Here is a 21,852-nt window from a genome sequence, read left to right as displayed (position 1 = left end):
ATGAGCTGTCAAGCCAGCGAAGTGTAGATTGCAAACAATGGACAGAAACCACGAGATTCGCGAGCTTCGGCGAACTTGGCACAGACAATCCGCCATATTTGTCTGTGTAGGCTTTGTTGTTCCTGGCCTAGCAATTTTCCTTCAAAATCAATTGGACATTGGTTTGGCACCTTTTCCGGTGCCGCTTGTGTGGTTTTTGCTCTGCTTTGTTGCGGCGATACGCGCGGCGAATTCGATGACACGATTGCTCAATGCGCATCGGAACAAAGGTCAGTCTTCCGAATAAGCTTTTCTGCACGTTACGACGACTTTGTAAACGGCAGCAAAGTCCGCTTTTGTGAGTTCGATCAGTTCCGAAATTTGCGTTCGCAGCTAATGGCAGCTTTCCGGGCGCAAGCGCAGTACCGCTAACTGACCGTGGATGTCGTCTTAGGGGCCGGAAGCAGCCATTCGTGAATTGTGCAAAATTCCGCGCTGCTCAAATTCTCGAAGCGGGATAACCGGCCCTCTCAAGACGCCACTCTTACTCATACAGCATCTGTTCGAACCCTCCTTGCGGTCATAAGTGCAATATAACCCGTTCTAAAAAAGCGGTGACTCAACGGGCTCGTGGGGCTTAGAAATAATCCCATGCTGGAGCGTGCAATCCAGATTGCCGAGGAGTGCGATAAAGCTGTGCTTTCTGGATTTAGATGCACTGATCTACTCGCTGCCGTTCGCGTTCCGAGCCAGGTTTGGCGAGTGCCTTATCGCTGCCGCCTATCAAAGTGAGGGCATGAGACCTGCCTCATTCCGGCAGAAGAGCCTTAGTCAGCCAGTTTCATTTCAGGTGCAGTGTAAACCATGCGCAAAAAGACCAATTGGCATCTTTTGTTGGTTTTTTTGGATGCTTTGCCGTTGTTCACTTCGACAGCAGAACTGGCAGTTTCGCATTTCGTAACAACGCCTTGCTGGTTGCACCGACCACAAAATCATAGGCGTTGGAGTGCCCAAACGCACCTGTCACAACGATATCCGCACCCTCTTCGAACGCGCATTGAAGCAGCACATCCGCAATAGCCTGGCCGGCTTGGTCAAGATGGCGCAGATCAACCTTGTGTCCGTGGCGGGCCAGCGCGCTGGTCACGTCAAGCATGTCGGGATCGTGCAACTCGTCCTGTGCACGGTCCTTGACGCGCAGCGCGACGATCTCAGAGCCGGGTGCCATAATGTCCAGCATATCATGGGCCGCGCGCCCCGCTTCTCTTGTTTCGCTCCATCCAAGAAGAGCCTTGTGACCGATCTCGGGACCGTCATAACTCAGCGGCACCACGATCACCGGCCTTCCGCTTTGGCGGATCACGGCCTCTTGCGCACGGCGCTGGTCGTATCTGTCCAAGTCTTTATCTTCGTGGGCCATGATCACCAGATCAGCGGCCCGCGCACTTTCGATCATGCGTTCCGAGGCTGTGTTGGATTGTGCCTGCACCAAGCGGTACTCGCTCACAAAGTCTTCAGACCGGGTGTGGGCGTTGAAAATCTCCTTGATCTCCTGCGCGGTCTGCTTTTGGCTGGCGCTGAAACTCGCGAAGACATGATCCGGTATGTGAATGGAAATACCGGGATATACTTCAAGCGCTTCCAGCGTGTGCAAGCCGATCAGGTGAGCGCCAGCGCGGCGGGCCAGCGGCACGGCCACTTTCAGCAAGGTGGCAGAGTGCTCTTTGCTGGTCAGGCACACCAGAATTGTCTTCGGTCCCATAAAATCCCCTCCGGACTGGTGGTTTCGACCCGGCCTCATGTGCTGCCGGACCGAGTGCTTTACGATGTGTTGATGTCGACTTTTTGAACGCCGGTCGTCGCGTTTTCGGGACGGTCGATTTTTAATGTGAGAACACCGTTCGAGAAGTCAGCCGCGATGGCGCCCGCGTCCGGGACAAACCCAAGCGGAATGTGTCGGCGGAAGCTGCCATGGCTACGCTCGATAAGGTGAAAGTCTTTTTCCTTTTCCTCCTTGCTGGTGCTTTTCTCACCCTTGATGACAAGCGTGTCGCCCTGCACTGTGACGTCCAGGTTCTCCTCGCTCACGCCGGGAATGTCGGCGCTGATTTCCAGCCCCGTGTCGGTTTCGGCCACATCGATAGCGGGCACGAGCATGCTACCGCTGGAAAAGAAATCCTCGGTCGGTTGCGGGGTCGCAGTGCCACGCAGATGGTCAAGCATCTGCGCCATTTCTTTTTGGAAGGATTGAAAGAAAGGCGGGTAGAAGCTGCCCGTTCGGGTGGGAAGGTTCGGATTGGACACCATGGATCTCCTTTCAGGTTCATTTGTTTTCTGCCCTCCTAAACTAGCAAATCGGCACTGGTCCCGATTGATCGTTGTCAATCGGAATTCAGGAACGCGCTGTATCCAGTCGTTGCAGAAAGGGAGCGGTTGAGATGCGAAAGATTTACTTACCAGCTGTGCTGATCGGTTTTGTTCTGTGCGTTTCGACGGGTAGCGCCGAGACCCTGGTGACCGAACATGGGGGCGACACGTTTGTATCGGGCGAGACCATTACCCAAACGCTGGAGGTATCCGGTGATGCCTTCGTTGCGGGGCGGTCTACGACGGTGCTGGGCCAAGCCAATGAAGACTTTCATGTTGCAGGCTTTGACGTCCTGATTGAGGCTGATGTGGGCGAAGACGCCTATGCCGCTGGGGCGACCGTGACGCTGAAGGGCACGGTGGGGCAAGATCTGACTGCTGCAGGGTTCACCGTTCGAACGGATACAACATCACGTGTTGGTGGCAATGCGCGGCTTGCAGGGGCGACCGTCATTGTGGACGGGCCGATTGACGGTGCGCTGTCCGTTTCCGGGCGTGATGTGCTGCTGAATGCGCCAGTGACGGGTGACGCGCTGGTTTTGGCCAAAACACTCCGCTTCGGGCCCAAGGCGGTGGTCGCGGGCCGCCTGACATACACAACCGACACCAGAATGGACGTACCGGAGCGTGTGGCCCCAGCCGCGCGCGTCACGTTTGAACCACTGACTGGCGGCACCCTTTTGCGTGAATGGGACGGGATACGGGAGATGCCGATCTTCCCGACCTTCGCCTCTGTTTTCTTTGGTTTTCTGGTGACCTTGCTGTTCTTCGTCCTGGTCGGTGCCATCGCGCTGGGGTTTGCACCTCGGCATGTATCGTGGCTGCGCAAATCCATTGGAGCAGCGCCAGGGCGCACTTTGCTTCAGGGGGTGGTTGGGCTTTCGATCCTGTTTGGTGCGGTGCCGGTGACTGGTTTGACAATCGTGGGGATCCCGTTTGTGCCTGTCGCGATCTTGTCCATCGTGTTGGTCTGGACGTTAGCCTATGCGCTTGGTGCCTATGCGGTGGCGATGCGTGTTTGGATTGGCCTCGGGGGTGAGGTCGATCCGCACAACGTCACACGTTTGGTGGTTTTTGCTGCCGCCATCATCGCCGTCGCTTTGTTGAACTTCGTCCCCTTCGTCGGATGGGTGGCGAACTACACACTGGTTCTGCTGGGTGTTGGCGCCATGACCCATGCCGCCCTCCTGGCCCTTGTGCCTGATATTGATCCTGCGTTCGACTTGGATATGCAGCCGGTCGACCAAGACAATCCCAAAACCTGAAAAGGAGGATATTGTATGTCCAGTCAGGGTCTCGAAGTGATCGACCATACCGTGCACCTGACGCACGAGTGGATCAACGAACTGGCGGAGCGGGTCGGCTATACGTCGAAACGAAGCGCGCTGCGGTTACTGCGTGTCACGTTGCAGATTTTGCGGGACCGGCTGCCCGAGAACGAGATGGCACAGTTTTCTGCGCAATTACCGTTGCTGGTGCGGGGCATCATGTTTGAAGGTTGGCAACCCAAGCACGCACCGGACACGCATCTGCGTTTTGGACCCACCATTGCCGAAGCGATGAAGGATACATCCGAGTTTCGCGGATCGGAGGACACCAGATTCGTCTTTGATCTGCTGAACAACAGGATCAGCCACGGTGAGGTCGAGGATGTCCGCGCATGTCTTCCCGAGGAGATGCGCGTGTACTGGGCAGCACCCTAGTCCTCGCCCTGCGACAACTCCGCAAGGGTGTCGGGTTGTAGCACGATAATCATTTGCGCCCCATCAAGCGAGATCACGCCGGCCTTGCGCAGGGCGGTCACCGCGCGGCTGACCGTCTCTGTTGTGAGGCCGAGAAAGTCGGCAATGTCGCTGCGGCTCATGGGCAACTCGATCTGGCGATAGGTTTCCAGATCTTCGCCGTACCGACGGCTGATTACATCCAGGAACGATGCAACCTTCTCGGCAGCGGATTTCAGCCCAAGCATCATGACGTGATCCTGCATGGCGCTGATTTCGCCCAAGGCAGCCTGCAACAGTGCCGTATGCAATTCCGGGTCGCCATCACCGTGATCAAGGGCCGCACGGCGATACGCGCGCAAGGTGGTGTCGACCAGCGCGTCGCAATCGGCGTGGTGGCACCCATTGGCGGGAAAACCAATGATATCGCCGGGGTAGCCGAACGCGATCACCTGTCGTCGACCGTTTTCCAGCATCCGTGTTAGGCGCACAACCCCAGTCATCACCTGATAAATGCGCTCGACCACATCCCCTTCGCGGTAAAGGTATTTGCCCTGTGGCAGTCGTGTGGTCAGCGATTTGCGCGCACGTTCATCCCCTCCCAAAACGGCAGGCATTGGACGTTCTTCAGCTGACAAAGTGACATACATCTGTGGTCCCCCTAGGCTGTCCCAGGACCTTGTTGGACGCAGACTGTAATCTTACGTATGGTTGAGCAGGACAGTTTTGTATCAAATTGTAACGCTCCCTAGCCGATGCGCACCGTTTCCGGGGGCACGTGGTGCATTTTCATAAACCCGGTGAGGGGATCATGGGCAAACAGCCGACAATTCTGGTCGTGGAAGACGACCTCAAGGTGCGCGCCTTGCTGCGAAATGTGCTGGAAGATGATGGTTTTGCAGTTCAGGAGGCTGCAAGTGGTGCAGAAGTGCTTGAGCATGTTAAAAACCGCGCGCCCTGCCTAATCACCCTCGACATTCATTTGGGTCAGGACAATGGGCTCGATCTGGCGCGCGAGATCCGCAAGGTATCGACTGTGCCCATCGTAATGGTCACTGGCAAGGATGATGTAATCGACCGCGTTGTGGGGCTGGAAATCGGGGCGGATGATTACATCACGAAACCTTTTCATCTGCGCGAGGTCATCGCCCGCATTCGTGCCGTTCTGCGGCGTCACCAGTTTGCCGAAGCCGACGTCCAAAAGCGCGCGCCTACCCCTGCCACTGTGCCCGACAGTGCGGCCTATTACTTTGACGGCATAATCGCGGTCCCAGATCGGATGCAGGTCATGGACCGCACCGGTTCCGACTGTGCACTGACCAGTGGTGATTTCAACTTGCTGAAGGTCTTTCTGGAACGGCCCAAACGGGTATTGTCGCGAGACCAACTCATGGATCTGACTGGAGGCGTGGAATGGTCACCCCTTGACCGGACCATCGACAACCAGGTGGCGCGGCTACGCAAGAAGATCGAGCGCAACCCGTCCGACCCACGCCTTATCAAGACGGTGCGTGGCGTAGGATATACATTTGCTTGCGACGTGGATTGCAAACCGTTTGAAACGCTTCACAAAAGCGCCTGAAGCCGTTCGGCCAGATCCGAATGGCGATACGGCTTGTGCAGGATTCTGTATTCGCCCGTTGCTCCCATTTTGCCGGTGACCACATCGCTAGCATAGCCCGATGTCAGGAGTATTTTGACGTGCGGATGCTCCGCGCGGACCTTGGCGGCCAGGTCATAGCCGTTGAGCGATCCCGGCATCACCAGATCAGAAAACAGCACATCTACCCGTAACCCGGTGCCCAACAAGGCATAGGCGTCATCTCCGCTTGTCGCTTCCAGTGTTTGGTAACCCAAATCGCGTATCCGCGCGACGGACAGTTTGCGCACATGGGGGTTGTCCTCGACAACCAGAACAACCTGGCCTGTGCCGCGAGGCAGGTCATTGCCCATCCTGTCCTCGCCACTCGTTTGGGGTGTGCTGGCGGGCCGCAGCGCAGGAAAGTAGAGGCCAAAGCTCGTTCCATGCCCCAATTCGCTGTACAGCGTGATGTGACCGCCGGACTGCCGCACAAAGCCATAAACCATAGCGAGGCCGAGACCCGTGCCACCGCTTTCGGCCTTCGTCGTGAAGAACGGCTCAAACGCGCGGCGTTGGGCTTCAAGCGGCATTCCCTCGCCGTCGTCGCTGACAAACAGCCTGACGTAATGCCCCGGCTGAATGTCGGTCTCTTGCGCCATGTAGTGATCGTCGATGGTGATATCGGCGACAGAGATCAGAAACTCTCCACCCTCGGGCATTGCATCGCGGGCATTGAGGGCGAGGTTGATCAGCGCGGATTGTAGTTGCACCGGGTCAATCATCACCTTGCTGACTGTTTTCGCAAAGTCGGTTCGGATCTGGTACCGTTCCCCGATCGTGCGTCTCAGGATCGCAAGTGCGTCGCGGCATTGTGCGCGCAAATCGACTTCGACAGGTTTCAGGTCGCCCTTGCGCGCGAAAACCAAAAGTCGCCGGGTCAGGTCTGCGCCCAGTTCCGCAGATGTTAGCGCATCGTCGATCAGGCCAGTCTGACGTTCGTCTGCGCCGCGCATCTGCAACAGCTCAAGATTGCCGATGATCACAGTCAGTAGATTGTTGAAATCATGTGCAACGCCGCCCGTGAGTTGACCGACCGCATCCAACCGTTGGGAGCGGGCCAAAGCCTCTTGCGCTGCGTGACGTTCCGTCAGGTCGTGCAGAATGGCAATGAACACTGTGTCACCGCCAACTTCGGCGCTCCCCACCGACAGATGCAGGGGAAAAACCGTTCCGTCCCGCCGCTTCCCTTCCACATCGCGTCCGATACCGATGATCCGCTTCTCGCCCGTTTCGAGGTGATGTGCCATAAACCCGTCATGCACATCCGCCAGCGCTTTGGGCATCAGCACGTTCACGCTTTGCCCGACAAGGACGCTCGTGCTGAACCCGAACAGCTGCTCTGCCGCGGGGTTAACGCGCTGCATTACGCCGTGTCGGTCAGCGACGATGATTGCATCGGCGGCGGCGTCCATCAGAGCTGTAAGAAGGGCTGCGTCGCGGTTGTGGTCCAAGGATCGAGTTCCATCATTTTAGGATCACGCTAACCGGGATGCATCAATCCGCCATGATTTGAGTCCAAGAGGGTTCGCTCCAGGTTCGCGTCGGAGCGGCTGCGTTGCTCCCTTTTCCCAACATCGCCAGCAGTCCAAGGTATCGGGTAAGATCGGACAGCGAAACGACGCCCAGCAGGAGGCTGCCTGCGACCACCATGAACTTGCGTTGACCAGTTCGTGAAATACGTTCCATCAGATCCAGAACGGGCAAATCCGGAGGAATGCAGACCGCTTGATCCAATTCGACAAAGACGTCATCCACCGTGGTATTGGCCCAGTTTTCGCGGTCGATACCGTTGATCACATCAGTGTCTATGTGGCCCAGCAGTTGCCCGTCTTCGACAACAGGCACAAAACCGATACGTTTTGGCAGCATCACCTGATTGACCAGCGCGGCCAGACTGGTCCCGGCTTCCGTTGTCACAACCTCGGTTGTCATCAACGCCCGCACGTCGCGTGGACCCAGCAATGTCCTGGTGCGCTGCGCATCAAGGCTGCTGCGCGCGGCCGCAAGAACAAACAAGCCAATCAGGATCTGCCAGAAACCAGCGACCACCGCCCCTTGGAACAGACCCAGCAGACCCAGCCCCATCAAAGCGTAGGCAAGGACTGTGCCGGATTGGGCGGCGGTTTCCGTGGCCGCCAGTATATCCCCGCTGCGCCGCCACAACCACGCACGCAAGATGCGTCCCCCATCCAGTGGAAAGGCTGGCAGCAAGTTGAAGAGCGCGAGCACCAAGTTGATCAGCGCAAGATAGTGCAACACCTCAACCACCGGGCCCACCCCTGACAACACCGCGCCGAGCACTGCAAATGTCCAAAACATCGCGGCCAGGGCAAGGCTCATCAGCGGGCCAGCGAGCGCGATCCAGAACTCGTGCATGGCCCTGGCGGGCTCCTGCGCAAGCTCGGCAACACCGCCGAACAGGAAGAGCGTGATGTTCCGCGTGTCGACCCCAAAGCGCCGGGCCGTCACCGCATGGGCCAACTCATGACCCACAAGTGAGGCGAAAAAGAGCAGCATACCAAGAAGGGCCATCGTCGCATATGTCCAGCTGGACAGACCGGGCAAGACGGCAGGAAAAGTGTGCTGATAAAGGCTCCAAGTGATCAGACCTGCAATCAGGATCCAACTGGGATCGACCCGGATATGGAAGCCAAAAATGGTGATGATGGTGCGGGCATTTGAAAACATGGCGACTGTCCCCTTGTGGCCAGCGTAAACTACGCGTGGCAAAGCACCGTTGATTTTGCTCAAGCCCGGCAGATGCTCCGGCTTGAGAAATGTCGAGACCCGTCACCAAGCAGCACGCTTAAGCCGCCTGCATGGGATATCTCAGCAGCAGCCTGCCTTTGACAATGCTGGTCTTTGCCATCAGCGCCTTTGCCGTCTGGGTGGCTGGAGCACGACTGGCCTATCTGGCGGATGCACTGTCGGATCGTTTAAAACTGGCAAAGTCCGTTGTGGGCCTTGTGTTTCTTTCCACGGCAACGTCCCTGCCGGAAATCGCCACAACATTGACGGCTGCGGTGCAAGGGGCGCAAGCGCTGGTTCTGAACAACCTTTTTGGCGGTATCGCGTTGCAGACGGCGATTCTGGCGATGTCGGACTTCTGGGCGCGCGGAGCAATCACCAACTACCCGCGTAAAGCAAATCACGCGCTTGAGGCGACTCTGCTTGTTCTGATGCTTGGGCTGGTGATCGTGATCCTGATGGTGGGCGAGCCGTTCGCCATTGCGGGCGTGGGTGCAGGTTCGGTGATCCTCGCTGTGGCCTATGCTGGCGCGCTTTGGTTGCTGCGCAGCTATGACGAAGCCAGCGACTGGGTTCCGGTAGACCTCCCTGACCCCGACCCCTTGCCATTTCCAGCACCCACCGGCCTGACCAAAGCGTCTACGAAACTCCTCACCGCACAAGCCGTGCTGGCTTGTGCGGTGATTTTGATCTTTGGCAGTCTCCTGGTGCTCAGCGCAGAAAGCATGGCTATTCAATCCGGGCTTGGCACCAGCTTCATAGGTGTCACATTGTTGGCGGCTGCCACGTCCCTGCCGGAGTTGACCACAAGCATCACTGCGGTGCGCATGGGGGCGTACACATTGGCGATTTCTAATATATTTGGCAGCAATCTGATTATGCTGGTCTTGGTTTTTCCTGCCGACATTCTGTTTCACTCGGGGCCCGTTTTGCGCACGACTTCACCGATCGTGCTGACATCACTCGGCTTTGCAATTGTTGTAACGGCCATCTTCCTGACGGGGCTACTCATCCGGCGTAAACCCAGACTTGGCAATGTTGGCCTGGATTCCGTGCTGGTTTTGATCAGTTTCGTTACAAGTATGCTGGTCTACTACAGTTTGCGCTGAGACCCGCAACAGCGTTGACAATTCTCAATACCAGGCCGCATGGGGCAACCTAAGTTGAGCCATGCGACAGGAATATGGAACGGACGCAATGCATGGAACATGTCATATCACCGATGAATTGGCTTACCTTGTCGGCAGCGGATTTGAGCCATACGGCGACGTTCTGATGGATGCTGTTGAATGCGGCCGACGCATGACCCTCGAAGACCATGCCGACCTTGCAATTGTGCTCACGGGTGACTTGCGCGCGGCGTGGCGATGCGGATTTGTGGTCGAGCTTTCAGGACCAACCGTGATCCTTCAGGCAGATGTGCGCAACACTTGCGCCTATGCTACACGCGATCTGCGGATGCTCAGCATGACTTACGACGTGTGCGCCTCCGTTCTGAAGCGCCATCGCGCGTTCCGGAGCCTGTTCTTCGACGCTTTGACTGCACGTATTCAAGCACTGGCGGCAGTCAAGACGGGACCAGCAATGCTTCACTGACAAACGGGGACTGAACACTAACAGATCACACCGCCTTCGAAACATGATCGAAGCCTGGTATGTCGAACTGGGCGGGCGCACGCAGTACCTCAAAACCGAACTTGAAGGCTACGAGACTCTTGAAGGGATCGTGCGTGCGTCGCAGAGGGAAGTTGCACTGCGGCAAAACGCGCTGGCGCAGATCGCACAATTCGGCAAAGGCTGACTGCTACCTCTGAATACTTTCCAGATAGGCCGCCAGAGCAATCAGATCGGATGGTGTCGGTGTGGTCGCCCCCCCATCCTCGACCTGAACAGTCGGCCCCAAGTCTTCGTTTCCGAACTCAGGCATAACAGAGTTGGGGTGATCGCGTCGATTGAAGCCATCAATGACGCTCATTACGAAATTCCGGGGGAAGATGCCCCTGTTTTGCGCAGACAACGTGGTCAGGTCGGGCGCGCTACCGCCCTTGCCATCGACCCCGTGACACGAAGCGCATTTCTGGAAATAGAGCTGTTCACCACGGGTAGCGCTCAGATCAGGTTCCGCGTTGTCCGGTGCGCAGGCCATCAGGCCGACTGCGGCCAGCAGTCCGTAAACCATTCTCATTGTGGATGTCATTTTTGCTCGCCTCTCCTGAATTGGACTTCACCCTAGTGGGCGCATTGCGCGCCGCCTTTGATTTATCTCAAGGTCCGTGACGTCCATGCCCAGGTTAGAGAGTGATAAGGCCGCCAAGCGGCAAGCGCGCGCTGAAGCTCAGATTGATCAAGGCCATGCAAAGTGTGGAAATAGAAGGCGTCCGCATTGGCAGTGACACTCACGTCTTCGGCGACATTCACCATGTCCTCGAAGCCGATGAAGGTGGAGACGCTCAGCAGACTGATCGCCGCAATGCCAATCCAGACATCAACGTCAAGCGTGGTCCAGTCTTGATCAAATCTCCAGCACAGTGCGCCCTGTGATTTGTCCAGCCTTCATCCGGTCGAAGATCGCATTGATGTTCTCAAGCCTGTCCCATTCGAAATGCGTCGCAACATGACCATCTGCCGCGAGGCTCAGCGACTCCGTCAAATCCAGCCGCGTGCCCACGATGGAACCGCGAATTGTCAGGCGCTTCAACACCACGTCGAATATCGGCAAGGGAAACGATCCGGGCGGCAAGCCCACAAGGCTCATCGTGCCATGCCGCCGCAACATGCCGGTGGCCTGTGCAAAGGCCTGGGTGTTGACGGCGGTCACCAACGCCCCATGCACGCCGCCCAGATGGTCGGTTACCTCTTTGACCGGATCGGTGATGGTGGCGTTGATGGTTACGTCTGCGCCCAGTGATTTTGCAAGGTCCAGCTTGTCATCCGCGACATCCACCGCGACCACATGCATGCCCATGGCCTTGGCGTATTGCACGGCCATGTGACCCAGCCCGCCAATACCGCTGATTGCCACCCACTGACCCGGACGCACCTCTGTCTCCTTGAGACCCTTATAGACGGTTACACCTGCACATAGCACGGGCGAGGCAGGGCCGAATTCCAACGCAGAGGGTAGCTGGCCGACATAATCGGCATCTGCCCGCACGAACTCGGCATAGGCGCCATCAACTGAGTACCCGGTGTTCTGCTGGCTTTCGCACAAGGTCTCCCACCCCCCGAACAATGCTCGCATCGCCCGCAGGCCGTGTGCAGCCAGGGAACGCCCACCCGGTCCCCTTCCTTAAGATGCGTGACCTCAGCACCCAAGGCGGCCACCTCGCCGACGCCCTCGTGACCGGGGATGAACGGTGCAGTGGGTTTGACCGGCCAGTCACCCATCGCGGCGTGCAGATCAGTGTGGCATACGCCCGAGGCACGTACGCGCACCAACACATCACGCGGCCCGATCTGTGGCACTGGAACCTCTCGGATATCGAGCGGCTTGGCGAGCTCGGTCACAACCGCTGCTTTCATTGTCTTGGGTAACGTGTCCGGCATCTCACGGCTCCTCTCGACTGGCTTTGATCGTTCTGTGCCATGCGGCTTCAGTGCTCAGATTGATATTGGTCAATGCGCTACGCACCGAAGGCGGTAAACCGACCCGGCAAGGAGCCCGGAGTCATGTCTGCAAACACATCACCAGCCATTCTGTGCTTTTCGAAATCCGGACATACTCGCCGTGCCGCGGATACGCTTGCGCAGCGGACGGTGGCCGAGGTCATACCAATTGAAACCGACCGCTATAAGGTACCTCTGCTGTGGATCTTGCGCGCAATCTGGGATGTGGGCCGATCACATTTGCCGCCACTAACCGGCGGCAATGTGGTTACAGCAAACAGACCCTGGATAGTGGTCGCTTGCCCCATCTGGGCGGATCAGCCCGCCTCCCCGGCGCGCAGTGTCATAAATGCGCTGGCGGCAACCGCGACACCCGTTGGCCTGCTCACCACGTCTGGCGGGGCCGGTGAACCGCTCAAATGCGTGGCAACTTGCGAAACGGTGTTGGGCCGCCGGTTGGCAGCAAGCTTAAATATTCAGAACAAGATCGAAGACGCTCCGGAAACGGACAAACGCCTCGACGCATTTGCCCACGCCATGATGACGTCGGCATCACAAGGTGTTGCATGACCAAATTGCCCGCCGAGCGCGTGTTCCGCACCAGCGGATTGACCAAGGTCTACGATACCGGAGAAGTGAAGGTCTACGCGCTCGACAGCGTGGATCTGGAACTGTTTGCGGGCGAGTTGACTGTGCTGCTGGGTCCCTCGGGCAGCGGCAAATCCACGCTGTTGAACATTCTGGGCGGGCTGGATCACGCTACCGATGGCCGTGTTTGGTTCCGCGATCTGGAACTGACCAATCTGCGCGACCGGGGGTTGACCCGCTACAGGCGAGACCATGTGGGCTTTGTCTTTCAGTTCTACAACCTCGTGCCCAGCCTCACGGCGCGCGAAAACGTGCAACTGGTCACGGACGTGGCGCTGAACCCCATGCGGCCCGAAGAGGCCCTGGACCTTGTCGGCCTGACGCACCGGATGGACCACTTCCCGGCACAACTGTCAGGGGGCGAACAACAGCGCGTCGCGATCGCACGTGCCGTGGCGAAACGGCCCGAAATCCTGCTCTGTGACGAGCCCACCGGCGCGCTGGACAGCAAGACCGGTATCCAAGTGCTGGAAGTGCTGAAACAGGTAAACGAAGACCTGGGCACCTCGACCGTGGTGATCACCCATGCGGCGGAAATCCGCAAAATGGCGCACCGCGTGATCTGGTTCCAAGATGGCAAGATCGCGAACATCGACGTGAATGAAACTCGGCTCGACCCAGCCGAGATCGCGTGGTGAACGGGATGGAGGCGCTTGACCGGAAACTCATCCGTGACTTCCGCAGGCTCTGGTCACAGTTCCTCGCCATATCACTTGTGCTGGCAGCCGGCGTGGCCGTGCTGCTGATGTCCTTCGGCATGTCTGATGCGCTCGAAGAAACGCGCGCGACCTATTACGAGCGCAACCGCTTTGCCGACATATTCATCGACGTGAACCGGGCGCCGAACACGATGCTCGATATTATCCGCAATATCGACGGGGTCGCGTCCATCGAGCCGCGCGTTACCACCTACGCGACGCTGGACATTCCGGCCAAGGTTGATGCCACGGTGGCCTATGTCGTATCGCTGCCCGAAGACGGCACATCCCTCAACCAACCGATCCTGCGGCTGGGCAATTGGCCTGATGCCACCGCCACCGATGCGGTGGTCCTGAACGCTCCCTTTGGTGAAGCGAACAACCTCTGGCCCGGTGACAATTTCACCGCAACGCTCAATGGCACCAAACGCGCGCTGACGGTCACGGGCTGGGCCCTGTCACCCGAGTTTATCTACACCATCGGCCCCGGTAGCCTGATCCCCAACGACGAAGATTTCGGCGTGATCTGGATGCCGGAACAGGCGCTAGCCGCGGCTCTGGACCGAACGGGGGCGTTCAACAACCTGTCGGTCAAACTGCGCTCGGGCTACCGATTGGAACCGGTGATCGACGCGCTCGACATCTTCTTGGAACCATACGGCGCGCTTGGCGCCATTGATCGGACCGAACAGGTATCCAACGCCTTCATAGATGCGGAAATCACGCAACTGCGCACGCTGGCTTATACGCTGCCGCCCATCTTTCTCGGGATCACGATCTTTCTTGTGAACATGGTGATGGGGCGGATCGTGGCGCTCGAACGGGCCGAGATCGGGTTGCTCAAGGCTCTGGGCTATTCCGATACGGCCATTCTGATGCACTACCTTCTGCTTGCCAGCCTGGTGGGCGTCTTCGGCGTGTCGATCGGCTATATCGCTGGCAGTTGGCTCAGTTTCGAGCTCGCGAAACTCTATGCTGATTTCCTGAAGTTCCCTTACCTGATTTATTCGGTGTCGTGGAACATCTACGTGTTGTCCGGCGTGCTGGGCCTGATCGCGGCAGGCACAGGGGCCGCGCGCGCTGCATGGGTCGCGGCGCGGCTTGCGCCTGCCACGGCCATGGCACCACCTGCGCCGCCCCGTTTTACCACCAGTTGGGTGGACCGTGCTTTGCACTTCATCCGCATCAGCCAGCCCACTATGATGATCCTGCGCAGCATCATCCGCTGGCCGATGCGCGCAGGCCTAAGCATCCTGGGCATGGCACTGGCAGTGGGCATCCTGGTGTCCTCCAACTTTTTCCCCGACGCGCTCGATCTGATTATCGATACGGCGTTCTACCAATCCAACCGCCAGCACGCGGTCCTGTTCTTCAATGACGAGGTGGACGAGAGCGTGGTGGTTGAGGCCCGTCGTCTGCCCGGCGTGCTTCAGGCCGAGGGGCAGCAGGTGATGACAGCAGTGCTAAGTCACGAACACTATCGCAAGCGCGCCACGATCGAGGCGCGGCGCCCCGGCATGAACCTCAGCCGCGTGGTGTCAACGAACGGTAAGGTGGTGGATGCCCCGCCTGGCGGCATCATGCTGTCGGAACGTTTGGCTGCCCAGCTTGGCGCGTCCCTTGGCGACGTGATCGAGGTGAAATTTCTGGGTGTCCATCAAGGCACCTACACCCTGCCCGTCACACAGCTTGTAACCCAGTTTTTCGGCCTGGGCGCTTACATGGATCAAGCCACCGCCAATCGCCTGTTCCAGCAAGACCCGCGCGTCTCCATCGTCAACGTCACGCTGGACGCGGCCCATGGCGACGCCTTTCAACAAAGCCTCAAAGACCTGCCTAAGCTGGCCGGGCGCGCGATGCTGGCCGAAAACCGGGCAGGGTTCGAGGATACGATCAGCCGAAACATCCTGATCACGACCACGATCTACGCCATCCTCGGCACGTTGATCACCGTCGGCGTCGCCTATAATGGCGCGCGCATCCAGCTGTCGGAGCGCGCGCGTGAACTCGCCAGTCTGCGCATCCTCGGCTTCACCAAGGGTGAGGTCGGATTCATACTGGTGGGCGAGATCATGTTGCTGGCCGTCCTTGCCCAACCCTTGGGTTGGTGGATTGGCTGGGGCGTCGCCAAGATGCTGACCGAAAGCTACACCAGCGACCTTTACTCCATGCCTCTCGTGGTCAGCGCCTCCACGTTTTCCTCCGCCAGCCTGATCGTGCTGACCGCCGCCCTTGTCTCCGTCCTGGTTGTGCGACGCAGGCTCGACGGCATCGACCTTGTTTCCGTGATGAAAACCAGAGAGTGACACCATGGCCCACACCAGCCGCAACATTGTTCTTGGCCTGATCGGGGTCGGCATCGCCGGGGGCCTGCTTTATGTGACCTTCCGCCCCGAACCCGTGCCGGTGGATCTGCACACCGTGGATAGAGGCCATTTCGAGATCACGGTCGATGCCGACGGCACGACACGCGTGGTAGAGGTGTTCGAGGTGTCGGCCCCCATCGCCGGTGTCGCCCAACGCTCACCCGTGCGCGTCGGCGATCCGGTGACAGGGGGAAACGGTCGTCGCCTTGGTCGAACCTATCTCGCCGGGGTTGCTCGATGCCCGCACCCGTATGCAATCCGAAGCCGCCGTCACCGAGGCCGAAGCCGCCCTGCACGTGGCCGAAACGGACCTGGCCCGTGCGCGAGAGGATTACATCTTCGCGAAGTCACATTTCGACCGCACCTCGGAACTGGTTGAACGGGGCGTGGCCAGCATCACCCGGCTGGAGGAAGCGCAACAGCTCTTTGCCATCACAAATGCCGCCCTTGAGGCCGCGAATGCCCGTATCGCGCAGGCCGAAGGCGGGTTGCGCCGGGCAAAGGCGGCCTTGGTCGAAACCTCGGGCAACGGCGAAAACGATACGTGTTGCATGTCGCTTCTTGCCCCAACGGACGGCGTTGTTCTGGACATCGACGAGGTCAGCGCTCGGCCAGTTACATCGGGCGAACGCTTGCTCACAATCGGCGACCCCGGCCAGATCGAACTCGTGGCGGACCTGCTCACATCCGACGCGGTCAGCTTGCCACCAAACGCCCGCGCAACCGTTGAACGCTGGGGCGGCCCCCCGCTTCAAGCCAAATTGGCTTATGTAGAGCCCGCGGCACGCATGAAAGTCTCCGCCCTCGGGATCGAGGAACAGCGCGTCGACGTCGTATTCGACATCACTACACCTCCCGAACAACGCCCTGATCTGGGCCATGAATTCGCAGTCTACCTGCGCATCGTCACCTACGAGGAAGAAGACGCACTTCTGATCCCGCTAAGTGCTGCGTTCCGCACCGATGACTATTGGGCCGCGTTCCGCGCGGACGGCGACAGGGTCACGCGCGTGCCGGTCGACCTTGGCGCGCGCAATGGACGCTTTGCGGTGGTGGAAAGCGGGCTGGAGCCCGGTGACCGCATCGTGGAGCACCCCCGCGACGACCTCACCGATGGTGCCTTGATCGAAGAACGCACCACCTTCTGAAAGGACTCCCAGTGCCAAAGGACAGCACCGACCGCAACCTCGACCGCATCTTGCACAGCGCCGTGGGCAAGGCCACGGGCGGGCTGTCGCCCACAGCGCTCAGCACCGCGTGGCTCGACTGGGCGCTGCATGTCGTGGGCTCCCCCGAACGGCAAATCCAACTGGCCTTCAGCGCATGGGCCAAGGGGGCAGAGGCATGGACCACGTTTCTGACCGGCAAGGCCCCCGAAACAGACGACCCAAGGTTCCAAAGCCTCGCGTGGAACGTGCCACCCTACAGCCAACTGCGGCACTGGTTCAGCCTGCAAGAGAGGTGGTGGCAAGAGGCAACGGCGCCCATCGTCGGCGTCGATCCTGCCCATCAACGCATTGTCTCCTTCGCTGCGCGGCAAATCATCGACACCATGTCACCCGCCAATTTCGCACTCACCAACCCGGATGTGCTGGACAAGACGCTGGCGGAACATGGGCAGAACTTCACACAGGGCTGGCAGCACTGGATCGAGGATTTCAACCAATTGATCAGCCAGAGTCCAAAGTTGCATCCAGACTACCGCGTGGGCGAAACCATCGCCATCACACCGGGCGACGTTATCTACCAGAACCAGCTGATTGAACTGATCCGCTACCGGCCCACGACGAAGAAGGTCCACGCTGAACCGATCCTGATCGTGCCCGCCTGGATCATGAAATACTACATTCTGGATCTGTCGCCGCGGAACTCACTGGTCGCCTATCTCCGCGATCAGGGGTTCGAAGTGTATATCATCTCGTGGAAAAACCCGGACAAGGGCGACGCTGACCTGTCTTTGGAGGACTATCTGAATCTTGGAATGTTTGCCGCCATCAACCATATAGTGCCCCAAAACGACGGCGCGTTGCACGCGGTCGGCTACTGCCTTGGCGGCACGCTGCTGGCTGCGGGCGCCGCCGCAATGGCGCGGGACCACGACACGCGCTTGCATAGCTTGTCGCTGTTGGCCGCACAGGTGGATTTCTCCGAACCAGGTGAGTTGTCACTATTTATCAATGAAAACCAGGTCGCCTTCCTCGAAGACATCATGGCGACCCAAGGGTACCTGCGCGCGGACCAGATGGCAGGGGCATTCCGCATGCTCCGCTCCACCGATCTGATTTGGAGCAGGATCGTGCGCCATTACCTACTGGGCGAACGCACCCCCATGAACGACCTCATGGCCTGGAATGCCGATGCAACGCGGATGCCTGCGCGGATGCATTCGGAATACCTGCGACAGATGTTTCTGGAAAACCAGCTGGCCAAGGGGCGGTTCAAAGTGGGGGGCAAGACGGTCGCGCTCACCGACTTGCGGGTGCCCATCTTTTGCCTTGCCACCGAAACTGACCACGTGTCGCCTTGGCGGTCTGTGTTCAGGCTGCAAATGCTGACCGACACAGATGTGACCTTTTGCCTGACTGCTGGCGGGCACAACAGCGGCGTGCTCTCCGAACCGGGCCACCGCAACCGCCACTACCGGTTGCGCAAAAAGACCGAAGGCGACCCGCACACCGCGGCCGAAGCCTGGATGGACCAAGCCCCCATTGAAGACGGTTCATGGTGGCCTGCATGGGTCAAATGGCTGGCCGACCACAGCGGCTCGAAACAGCATGCACCTGCGAAAAAGCGCTGGACCAAAGGACCAGCGCCAGGGCGTTACGTCTTCGGCTGATCCTTTTGGGAATGGGCTCAGCTCTTTTTGGTTTCGTCCGCACTTGGCGGCGCATACAGATCCTGGCTCATCTGCACGAGCTTTCCAGTCTCGGCAGTGTATTGATCAATAGCCGTCTGCATGAACTCGGCCTGGATCTTCTGAAGCTCCGAGACGTCCTTGCAATGCAGCATCTTGTGCTGCGTCTTGACGTCTTCCTTGATCCGGTCTGCAACAAAGGACAGCACTTCGCTGCCCAGATCACTCATCCCTTCGACCCAAGCCAGCCCCATCTGCGACATGGATTTCACGGCCTGATCCTGCATGGCTGCGACGTCCCCGGCCATCTTGGTCACATCGGCAGTCGTCGATGTGTCGGTCTGCGCTGCGCCTGCGGGCTGTTTCGGTGGCATTTCAATCTCCCAACAATGACTGATGAAGGCGAGCTTATCGTGCCCCGGGTCGCTGCCGATTGATCTTTCTCAATGCCGCAGAACCCGTGCACTGCTAGCGCGAAAGGGTCCGGCCCGGAGAAACCAAGATGCGCGCTTCCGACGTGTCCGCAGCCCCTGCTACGGGACTGTCAGCCCAGCAGATCGACGATTTGCGCGCCCAGTACGGCTGGAATGAATTGCCACGCCAGAAACCACCCGGACCGCTGATCGTCTTCTTGCGGCAATTCGGGGGCATGTTGGTAGTCATCCTTGTGGTTGCTGCCCTGATCGCACTGGCCCTGGGCGAACGGGTTGACGCGCTGGCCATCGCCCTTGTGCTGCTCCTGAACGCGGTTCTGGGGTTTGTGCAGGAATGGCGCGCCGAAACTGCGCTAGATGCACTGCGTTCCATGCTATCGCCCCACGCCATCGTGGTCCGCGACGGGCAAGAGATTGACATCCCCGCCCGCGAACTCGTGCCCGGCGACCTTGTCGTTGTGACTGCCGGGGCCGCTGTGCCCGCCGATCTGCACATCGTATCAGCCATGGAAATCCGCGTGGACGAAAGCGTGCTGACGGGGGAGTCGGTGCCAGTGGACAAATCGGAGCGAGGCGCAGAAGATGAAACCCTTCTTTTTGCCGGCACCGCCTTGGTCAAGGGGCGCGCCCGGGGTATCGTAACTCAGATCGGCCAACACACCCGCTTCGGCCAGATCGCCCAACTGACGGGAAGTGTCGGGCAAAAGCGGACAAATCTGCAAATCCGGCTCGGCAAACTGGCCCAGCAGATCGGCATTGCGGCTCTTTCCATCGCCGCTCTGGTTGTCGTCATCGGCCTGATGGTCGGCCGCGGCCCTTTTGAGATGTTCATGACAGGCCTGTCGCTCGCCGTCGCCATGGTGCCCGAAGGGCTGCCCGCCGTCGTCACGATCACGCTCGCTATCGGCGCGTCCGCCATGGCGCGCAAGAACGCGCTGGCGCGCCGGTTGCAGGCGGTTGAAACGCTCGGCGCGGCCTCGGTGATCTGCACCGACAAGACCGGCACACTGACCGAGAACCAGATGACAGCGACGCAGATCTGGACCCACGACCGCACGTATGATGTCACCGGTGAAGGTTATGATCCCAAGGGTCACATCGAAACCGGTGGAAAATCCGTCCGAGCGAGCGACGACCTGACGCTCGCCCTAATCCTGAAAACGGCGCTGACCTGCACCCACGCCTCCCTCCACCGCGAGGGGGAGCATTGGACGATGATCGGCGCACCCACCGAAGGGGCGCTTGTCACCCTCGCCCACAAGGGGTGGGCGCCCCCGGTGTCGCAAGCCGACCTAATCTCGGAAACGCCCTTCAGCAGCGAACGCAAACGCATGAGCGTGCTGGCAAACGATGCAGGCCGGACCCGCCTCTTCGTCAAGGGCGCGCCCGAAGTCGTGGTTGAGCGATCCGATCGCATCCTGACCCACGGCACACAGCACCCGCTTGACCCATCCACACGACAACGCATTGCGGACGCCTATCAATCCATGGCCGCCCAGGGCCTGCGCGTCCTCGCACTGGCCATACGCGACACTGACGGCAAAGACACATCAGAGACAAACCTCACCTTTTTGGGCCTCGTCGGCATGATTGACCCACCACGGGCAGAGGTCGAGTCAGCCCTGCGCCTTGCCCGCAACGCAGGCATACGGGTGATCATGATCACCGGCGACGGCGCAATCACTGCGGCGGCCGTGGCGGACAAGATCGGATTGGGAACACCTGATCTGATTGAAGGGCATGAAATTGACGCCATGAGTGATGATGCACTGGCTGAAAGGCTCCAGGACGATGTGCTCTTTGCCCGCACCCGGCCCGAACACAAACTGCGCATCGTCAAAGCCCTTCAAAGCAAAGATCAGATTGTTGCCATGACGGGCGACGGAGTGAATGATGCGCCCGCCCTGAAGCAAGCAAATATCGGCGTCGCCATGGGCATTCGGGGCACCGAGGTGTCCAAGAGTGCAGCCGATCTGATCCTGCTGGATGATGACTTTTCCACCATTGTGAATGCCGTCGCCGAAGGCCGAAGGCAGTTCGAAAACGTGCGCAAGTTCGTCCGTTACCTCATGTCCTCCAACGCGGGCGAGGTGCTGGCGATCATGGTTAACCTCATTATCGGCGGGCCACTGATCTTCCTGGCCACACAGATCCTGTGGATGAACCTGATCACCGACAGTATCACTGCCGTGGCCCTGGGGTTGGAGAAGGAAGAACCCGACCAGATGCGGCGCCCGCCACGCAAACCAAGCGAGGCCATCCTCGGGCGGGCAGGCTTTGCACTAATTGTCACCTTCGGGCTCTACACCGCCACCGCAAGCTTATGGATTTTCTACACATTTTTGCCCCACGGCGTAGACATCGCCCGTACTACAGCCTTTACCGCCATGCTGATCTTCGAAAAGGTAAGCGTGTTCGCATTCCGCTCTCTCACGCGGCCCACAACCACAATTGGATGGTTCTCAAATCCGATCCTTGTGATCGCATTCACCATCAGCGTCAGCTTGCAACTGGCGGCTGTCTACTGGCCGCCACTGCAAACGCTTCTGCGCACCGTCCCTCTCGGGATTGAACACTGGTCAATCATCTGCCTGCTTGCCGCCCCGCTCATCATCGTGCCGGAACTCGCCAAAGCAGTGCGCATACACCGCACACCAAAAACAGAAGGTGCTTGACCACTACCGGCCGCCGCCGCTGCACAACCACACCCCGACCGAGTCGCGCTCGACATTGCCCAGATCATGCGACCGTGTCTCGCCCCAGCCGAACTCGGTCTCAACCCTGATACG

The 21,852-nt window shown here is 59.1% G+C and carries 23 protein-coding genes; 14 read left to right on the top strand and 9 right to left on the bottom strand.

All coding sequences use genetic code 11. From position 1 onward, the window contains the following. Positions 1-901 precede the first annotated feature (901 nt). On the bottom strand, positions 902-1,741 hold the full coding sequence (locus ACZ1HN_RS01305; RefSeq protein ID WP_472726156.1) for a universal stress protein: 840 nt from the start codon (positions 1,739-1,741) through the stop codon (positions 902-904). A gap of 59 nt (positions 1,742-1,800) precedes the next feature. Then, on the bottom strand, positions 1,801-2,286 hold the full coding sequence (locus tag ACZ1HN_RS01300; protein ID WP_472726155.1) for an Hsp20/alpha crystallin family protein: 486 nt from the start codon (positions 2,284-2,286) through the stop codon (positions 1,801-1,803). A gap of 131 nt (positions 2,287-2,417) precedes the next feature. Between ACZ1HN_RS01300 and ACZ1HN_RS01295 the strand changes: the two genes are divergently transcribed. After that, on the top strand, positions 2,418-3,611 hold the full coding sequence (locus ACZ1HN_RS01295; RefSeq protein WP_472726154.1) for a DUF8173 domain-containing protein: 1,194 nt from the start codon (positions 2,418-2,420) through the stop codon (positions 3,609-3,611). Between the two features lie 15 nt (positions 3,612-3,626). Next, positions 3,627-4,049: a DUF2267 domain-containing protein gene (locus ACZ1HN_RS01290; protein ID WP_472726153.1), complete on the top strand. Its 423-nt coding sequence runs from the start codon at positions 3,627-3,629 to the stop codon at positions 4,047-4,049. On the opposite strand, the gene ACZ1HN_RS01285 is transcribed toward ACZ1HN_RS01290, so the two are convergent. Next, complete coding sequence (locus tag ACZ1HN_RS01285; protein ID WP_472726152.1) at positions 4,046-4,717, bottom strand: helix-turn-helix domain-containing protein; 672 nt, start codon at positions 4,715-4,717, stop codon at positions 4,046-4,048. The genes ACZ1HN_RS01290 and ACZ1HN_RS01285 overlap by 4 nt on opposite strands. Before the next feature lie 161 nt (positions 4,718-4,878). On the opposite strand from ACZ1HN_RS01285, the gene ACZ1HN_RS01280 reads away from it, so the two are divergent. Next, the gene (locus ACZ1HN_RS01280) at positions 4,879-5,649 is read left to right on the top strand and encodes a response regulator (RefSeq protein WP_472726151.1); all 771 of its coding nucleotides are present in this window, start codon (positions 4,879-4,881) and stop codon (positions 5,647-5,649) included. Here the strand turns inward: ACZ1HN_RS01280 and ACZ1HN_RS01275 are convergent. Beyond that, positions 5,634-7,160, bottom strand: a complete 1,527-nt coding sequence (locus ACZ1HN_RS01275) for a PAS domain S-box protein (protein WP_472726150.1) — start codon at positions 7,158-7,160, stop codon at positions 5,634-5,636. The two genes, ACZ1HN_RS01280 and ACZ1HN_RS01275, sit on opposite strands and share 16 nt — an antisense overlap. A gap of 43 nt (positions 7,161-7,203) precedes the next feature. Beyond that, on the bottom strand, positions 7,204-8,397 hold the full coding sequence (locus ACZ1HN_RS01270; RefSeq protein ID WP_472726149.1) for a site-2 protease family protein: 1,194 nt from the start codon (positions 8,395-8,397) through the stop codon (positions 7,204-7,206). Between the two features lie 131 nt (positions 8,398-8,528). Between ACZ1HN_RS01270 and ACZ1HN_RS01265 the strand changes: the two genes are divergently transcribed. The 3 genes from ACZ1HN_RS01265 (at position 8,529) to ACZ1HN_RS01255 (ending at position 10,258) form a co-directional block, all read left to right on the top strand. Beyond that, positions 8,529-9,566: a sodium:calcium antiporter gene (locus tag ACZ1HN_RS01265; RefSeq protein WP_472726148.1), complete on the top strand. Its 1,038-nt coding sequence runs from the start codon at positions 8,529-8,531 to the stop codon at positions 9,564-9,566. 88 nt (positions 9,567-9,654) lie between these two features. Continuing rightward, on the top strand, positions 9,655-10,053 hold the full coding sequence (locus ACZ1HN_RS01260) for a hypothetical protein (RefSeq protein ID WP_299210323.1): 399 nt from the start codon (positions 9,655-9,657) through the stop codon (positions 10,051-10,053). A gap of 43 nt (positions 10,054-10,096) precedes the next feature. Continuing rightward, positions 10,097-10,258: a hypothetical protein gene (locus ACZ1HN_RS01255; protein ID WP_299210325.1), complete on the top strand. Its 162-nt coding sequence runs from the start codon at positions 10,097-10,099 to the stop codon at positions 10,256-10,258. A gap of 3 nt (positions 10,259-10,261) precedes the next feature. On the opposite strand, the gene ACZ1HN_RS01250 is transcribed toward ACZ1HN_RS01255, so the two are convergent. Beyond that, positions 10,262-10,654, bottom strand: a complete 393-nt coding sequence (locus ACZ1HN_RS01250; protein ID WP_472726147.1) for a c-type cytochrome — start codon at positions 10,652-10,654, stop codon at positions 10,262-10,264. Between the two features lie 143 nt (positions 10,655-10,797). Between ACZ1HN_RS01250 and ACZ1HN_RS01245 the strand changes: the two genes are divergently transcribed. Next, entirely contained in the window at positions 10,798-10,998 is a 201-nt protein-coding gene (locus ACZ1HN_RS01245) for a hypothetical protein (protein ID WP_472726146.1), read from the top strand. Here the strand turns inward: ACZ1HN_RS01245 and ACZ1HN_RS01240 are convergent. Both ACZ1HN_RS01240 and ACZ1HN_RS01235 read right to left on the bottom strand, forming a co-directional pair. Next, complete coding sequence (locus ACZ1HN_RS01240; protein ID WP_472726264.1) at positions 10,970-11,416, bottom strand: zinc-binding dehydrogenase; 447 nt, start codon at positions 11,414-11,416, stop codon at positions 10,970-10,972. The two genes, ACZ1HN_RS01245 and ACZ1HN_RS01240, sit on opposite strands and share 29 nt — an antisense overlap. A 110-nt stretch (positions 11,417-11,526) precedes the next feature. Beyond that, positions 11,527-11,856: an alcohol dehydrogenase catalytic domain-containing protein gene (locus ACZ1HN_RS01235; RefSeq protein ID WP_472726263.1), complete on the bottom strand. Its 330-nt coding sequence runs from the start codon at positions 11,854-11,856 to the stop codon at positions 11,527-11,529. Between ACZ1HN_RS01235 and ACZ1HN_RS01230 the strand changes: the two genes are divergently transcribed. From ACZ1HN_RS01230 to ACZ1HN_RS01205, 6 genes are all read left to right on the top strand, one after another. Continuing rightward, positions 11,752-11,991, top strand: a complete 240-nt coding sequence (locus ACZ1HN_RS01230; RefSeq protein ID WP_472726268.1) for a hypothetical protein — start codon at positions 11,752-11,754, stop codon at positions 11,989-11,991. The genes ACZ1HN_RS01235 and ACZ1HN_RS01230 overlap by 105 nt on opposite strands. 135 nt (positions 11,992-12,126) lie before the next feature. Further along, positions 12,127-12,633 (top strand): hypothetical protein, encoded by a 507-nt coding sequence (locus ACZ1HN_RS01225; RefSeq protein ID WP_472726145.1) that lies wholly within the window; start codon positions 12,127-12,129, stop codon positions 12,631-12,633. Beyond that, positions 12,630-13,349, top strand: coding sequence for an ABC transporter ATP-binding protein (locus ACZ1HN_RS01220; protein ID WP_299773876.1), 720 nt, complete (start codon positions 12,630-12,632; stop codon positions 13,347-13,349). The genes ACZ1HN_RS01225 and ACZ1HN_RS01220 overlap by 4 nt, the downstream gene beginning before the upstream one ends. A gap of 5 nt (positions 13,350-13,354) precedes the next feature. After that, positions 13,355-15,715, top strand: a complete 2,361-nt coding sequence (locus ACZ1HN_RS01215) for an ABC transporter permease (protein WP_472726144.1) — start codon at positions 13,355-13,357, stop codon at positions 15,713-15,715. A 266-nt stretch (positions 15,716-15,981) separates the two neighbouring features. After that, positions 15,982-16,923, top strand: a complete 942-nt coding sequence (locus tag ACZ1HN_RS01210; protein WP_472726143.1) for an efflux RND transporter periplasmic adaptor subunit — start codon at positions 15,982-15,984, stop codon at positions 16,921-16,923. 11 nt (positions 16,924-16,934) lie between these two features. Then, complete coding sequence (locus tag ACZ1HN_RS01205) at positions 16,935-18,611, top strand: PHA/PHB synthase family protein (RefSeq protein WP_472726142.1); 1,677 nt, start codon at positions 16,935-16,937, stop codon at positions 18,609-18,611. A 17-nt stretch (positions 18,612-18,628) separates the two neighbouring features. Here the strand turns inward: ACZ1HN_RS01205 and ACZ1HN_RS01200 are convergent, their stop codons facing one another. After that, positions 18,629-19,003 carry a phasin family protein gene (locus tag ACZ1HN_RS01200; RefSeq protein ID WP_299605070.1) on the bottom strand — a complete coding sequence of 125 codons (375 nt, stop codon included), beginning with the start codon at positions 19,001-19,003 and terminating at the stop codon, positions 18,629-18,631. 128 nt (positions 19,004-19,131) lie between these two features. Between ACZ1HN_RS01200 and ACZ1HN_RS01195 the strand changes: the two genes are divergently transcribed. Then, positions 19,132-21,738 (top strand): cation-translocating P-type ATPase, encoded by a 2,607-nt coding sequence (locus ACZ1HN_RS01195; RefSeq protein WP_472726141.1) that lies wholly within the window; start codon positions 19,132-19,134, stop codon positions 21,736-21,738. The last annotated feature ends 114 nt before the right edge of the window (positions 21,739-21,852 follow it).

This window comes from Tateyamaria sp. GN1-10 (genome assembly GCF_055693845.1).
The sequence above is the reverse complement of the archived record's forward strand: the minus strand, read 5'-3'. Positions and strand labels throughout refer to the sequence as shown.

Excerpts from the sequence above, each read along its gene's own strand:
- ACZ1HN_RS01305 (WP_472726156.1), bottom strand. The coding sequence starts at position 1,741 with ATGGGACCGAAGACAATTCTGGTGTGCCTGACCAGCAAAGAGCACTCT.
- ACZ1HN_RS01300 (WP_472726155.1), bottom strand. The coding sequence starts at position 2,286 with ATGGTGTCCAATCCGAACCTTCCCACCCGAACGGGCAGCTTCTACCCG.
- ACZ1HN_RS01295 (WP_472726154.1), top strand. The coding sequence starts at position 2,418 with ATGCGAAAGATTTACTTACCAGCTGTGCTGATCGGTTTTGTTCTGTGC.
- ACZ1HN_RS01290 (WP_472726153.1), top strand. The coding sequence starts at position 3,627 with ATGTCCAGTCAGGGTCTCGAAGTGATCGACCATACCGTGCACCTGACG.
- ACZ1HN_RS01285 (WP_472726152.1), bottom strand. The coding sequence starts at position 4,717 with ATGTATGTCACTTTGTCAGCTGAAGAACGTCCAATGCCTGCCGTTTTG.
- ACZ1HN_RS01280 (WP_472726151.1), top strand. The coding sequence starts at position 4,879 with ATGGGCAAACAGCCGACAATTCTGGTCGTGGAAGACGACCTCAAGGTG.
- ACZ1HN_RS01270 (WP_472726149.1), bottom strand. The coding sequence starts at position 8,397 with ATGTTTTCAAATGCCCGCACCATCATCACCATTTTTGGCTTCCATATC.
- ACZ1HN_RS01265 (WP_472726148.1), top strand. The coding sequence starts at position 8,529 with ATGGGATATCTCAGCAGCAGCCTGCCTTTGACAATGCTGGTCTTTGCC.
- ACZ1HN_RS01260 (WP_299210323.1), top strand. The coding sequence starts at position 9,655 with ATGCATGGAACATGTCATATCACCGATGAATTGGCTTACCTTGTCGGC.
- ACZ1HN_RS01255 (WP_299210325.1), top strand. The coding sequence starts at position 10,097 with ATGATCGAAGCCTGGTATGTCGAACTGGGCGGGCGCACGCAGTACCTC.
- ACZ1HN_RS01250 (WP_472726147.1), bottom strand. The coding sequence starts at position 10,654 with ATGACATCCACAATGAGAATGGTTTACGGACTGCTGGCCGCAGTCGGC.
- ACZ1HN_RS01240 (WP_472726264.1), bottom strand. The coding sequence starts at position 11,416 with ATGCATGTGGTCGCGGTGGATGTCGCGGATGACAAGCTGGACCTTGCA.
- ACZ1HN_RS01230 (WP_472726268.1), top strand. The coding sequence starts at position 11,752 with ATGCGTGACCTCAGCACCCAAGGCGGCCACCTCGCCGACGCCCTCGTG.
- ACZ1HN_RS01225 (WP_472726145.1), top strand. The coding sequence starts at position 12,127 with ATGTCTGCAAACACATCACCAGCCATTCTGTGCTTTTCGAAATCCGGA.
- ACZ1HN_RS01220 (WP_299773876.1), top strand. The coding sequence starts at position 12,630 with ATGACCAAATTGCCCGCCGAGCGCGTGTTCCGCACCAGCGGATTGACC.
- ACZ1HN_RS01215 (WP_472726144.1), top strand. The coding sequence starts at position 13,355 with ATGGAGGCGCTTGACCGGAAACTCATCCGTGACTTCCGCAGGCTCTGG.
- ACZ1HN_RS01200 (WP_299605070.1), bottom strand. The coding sequence starts at position 19,003 with ATGCCACCGAAACAGCCCGCAGGCGCAGCGCAGACCGACACATCGACG.
- ACZ1HN_RS01195 (WP_472726141.1), top strand. The coding sequence starts at position 19,132 with ATGCGCGCTTCCGACGTGTCCGCAGCCCCTGCTACGGGACTGTCAGCC.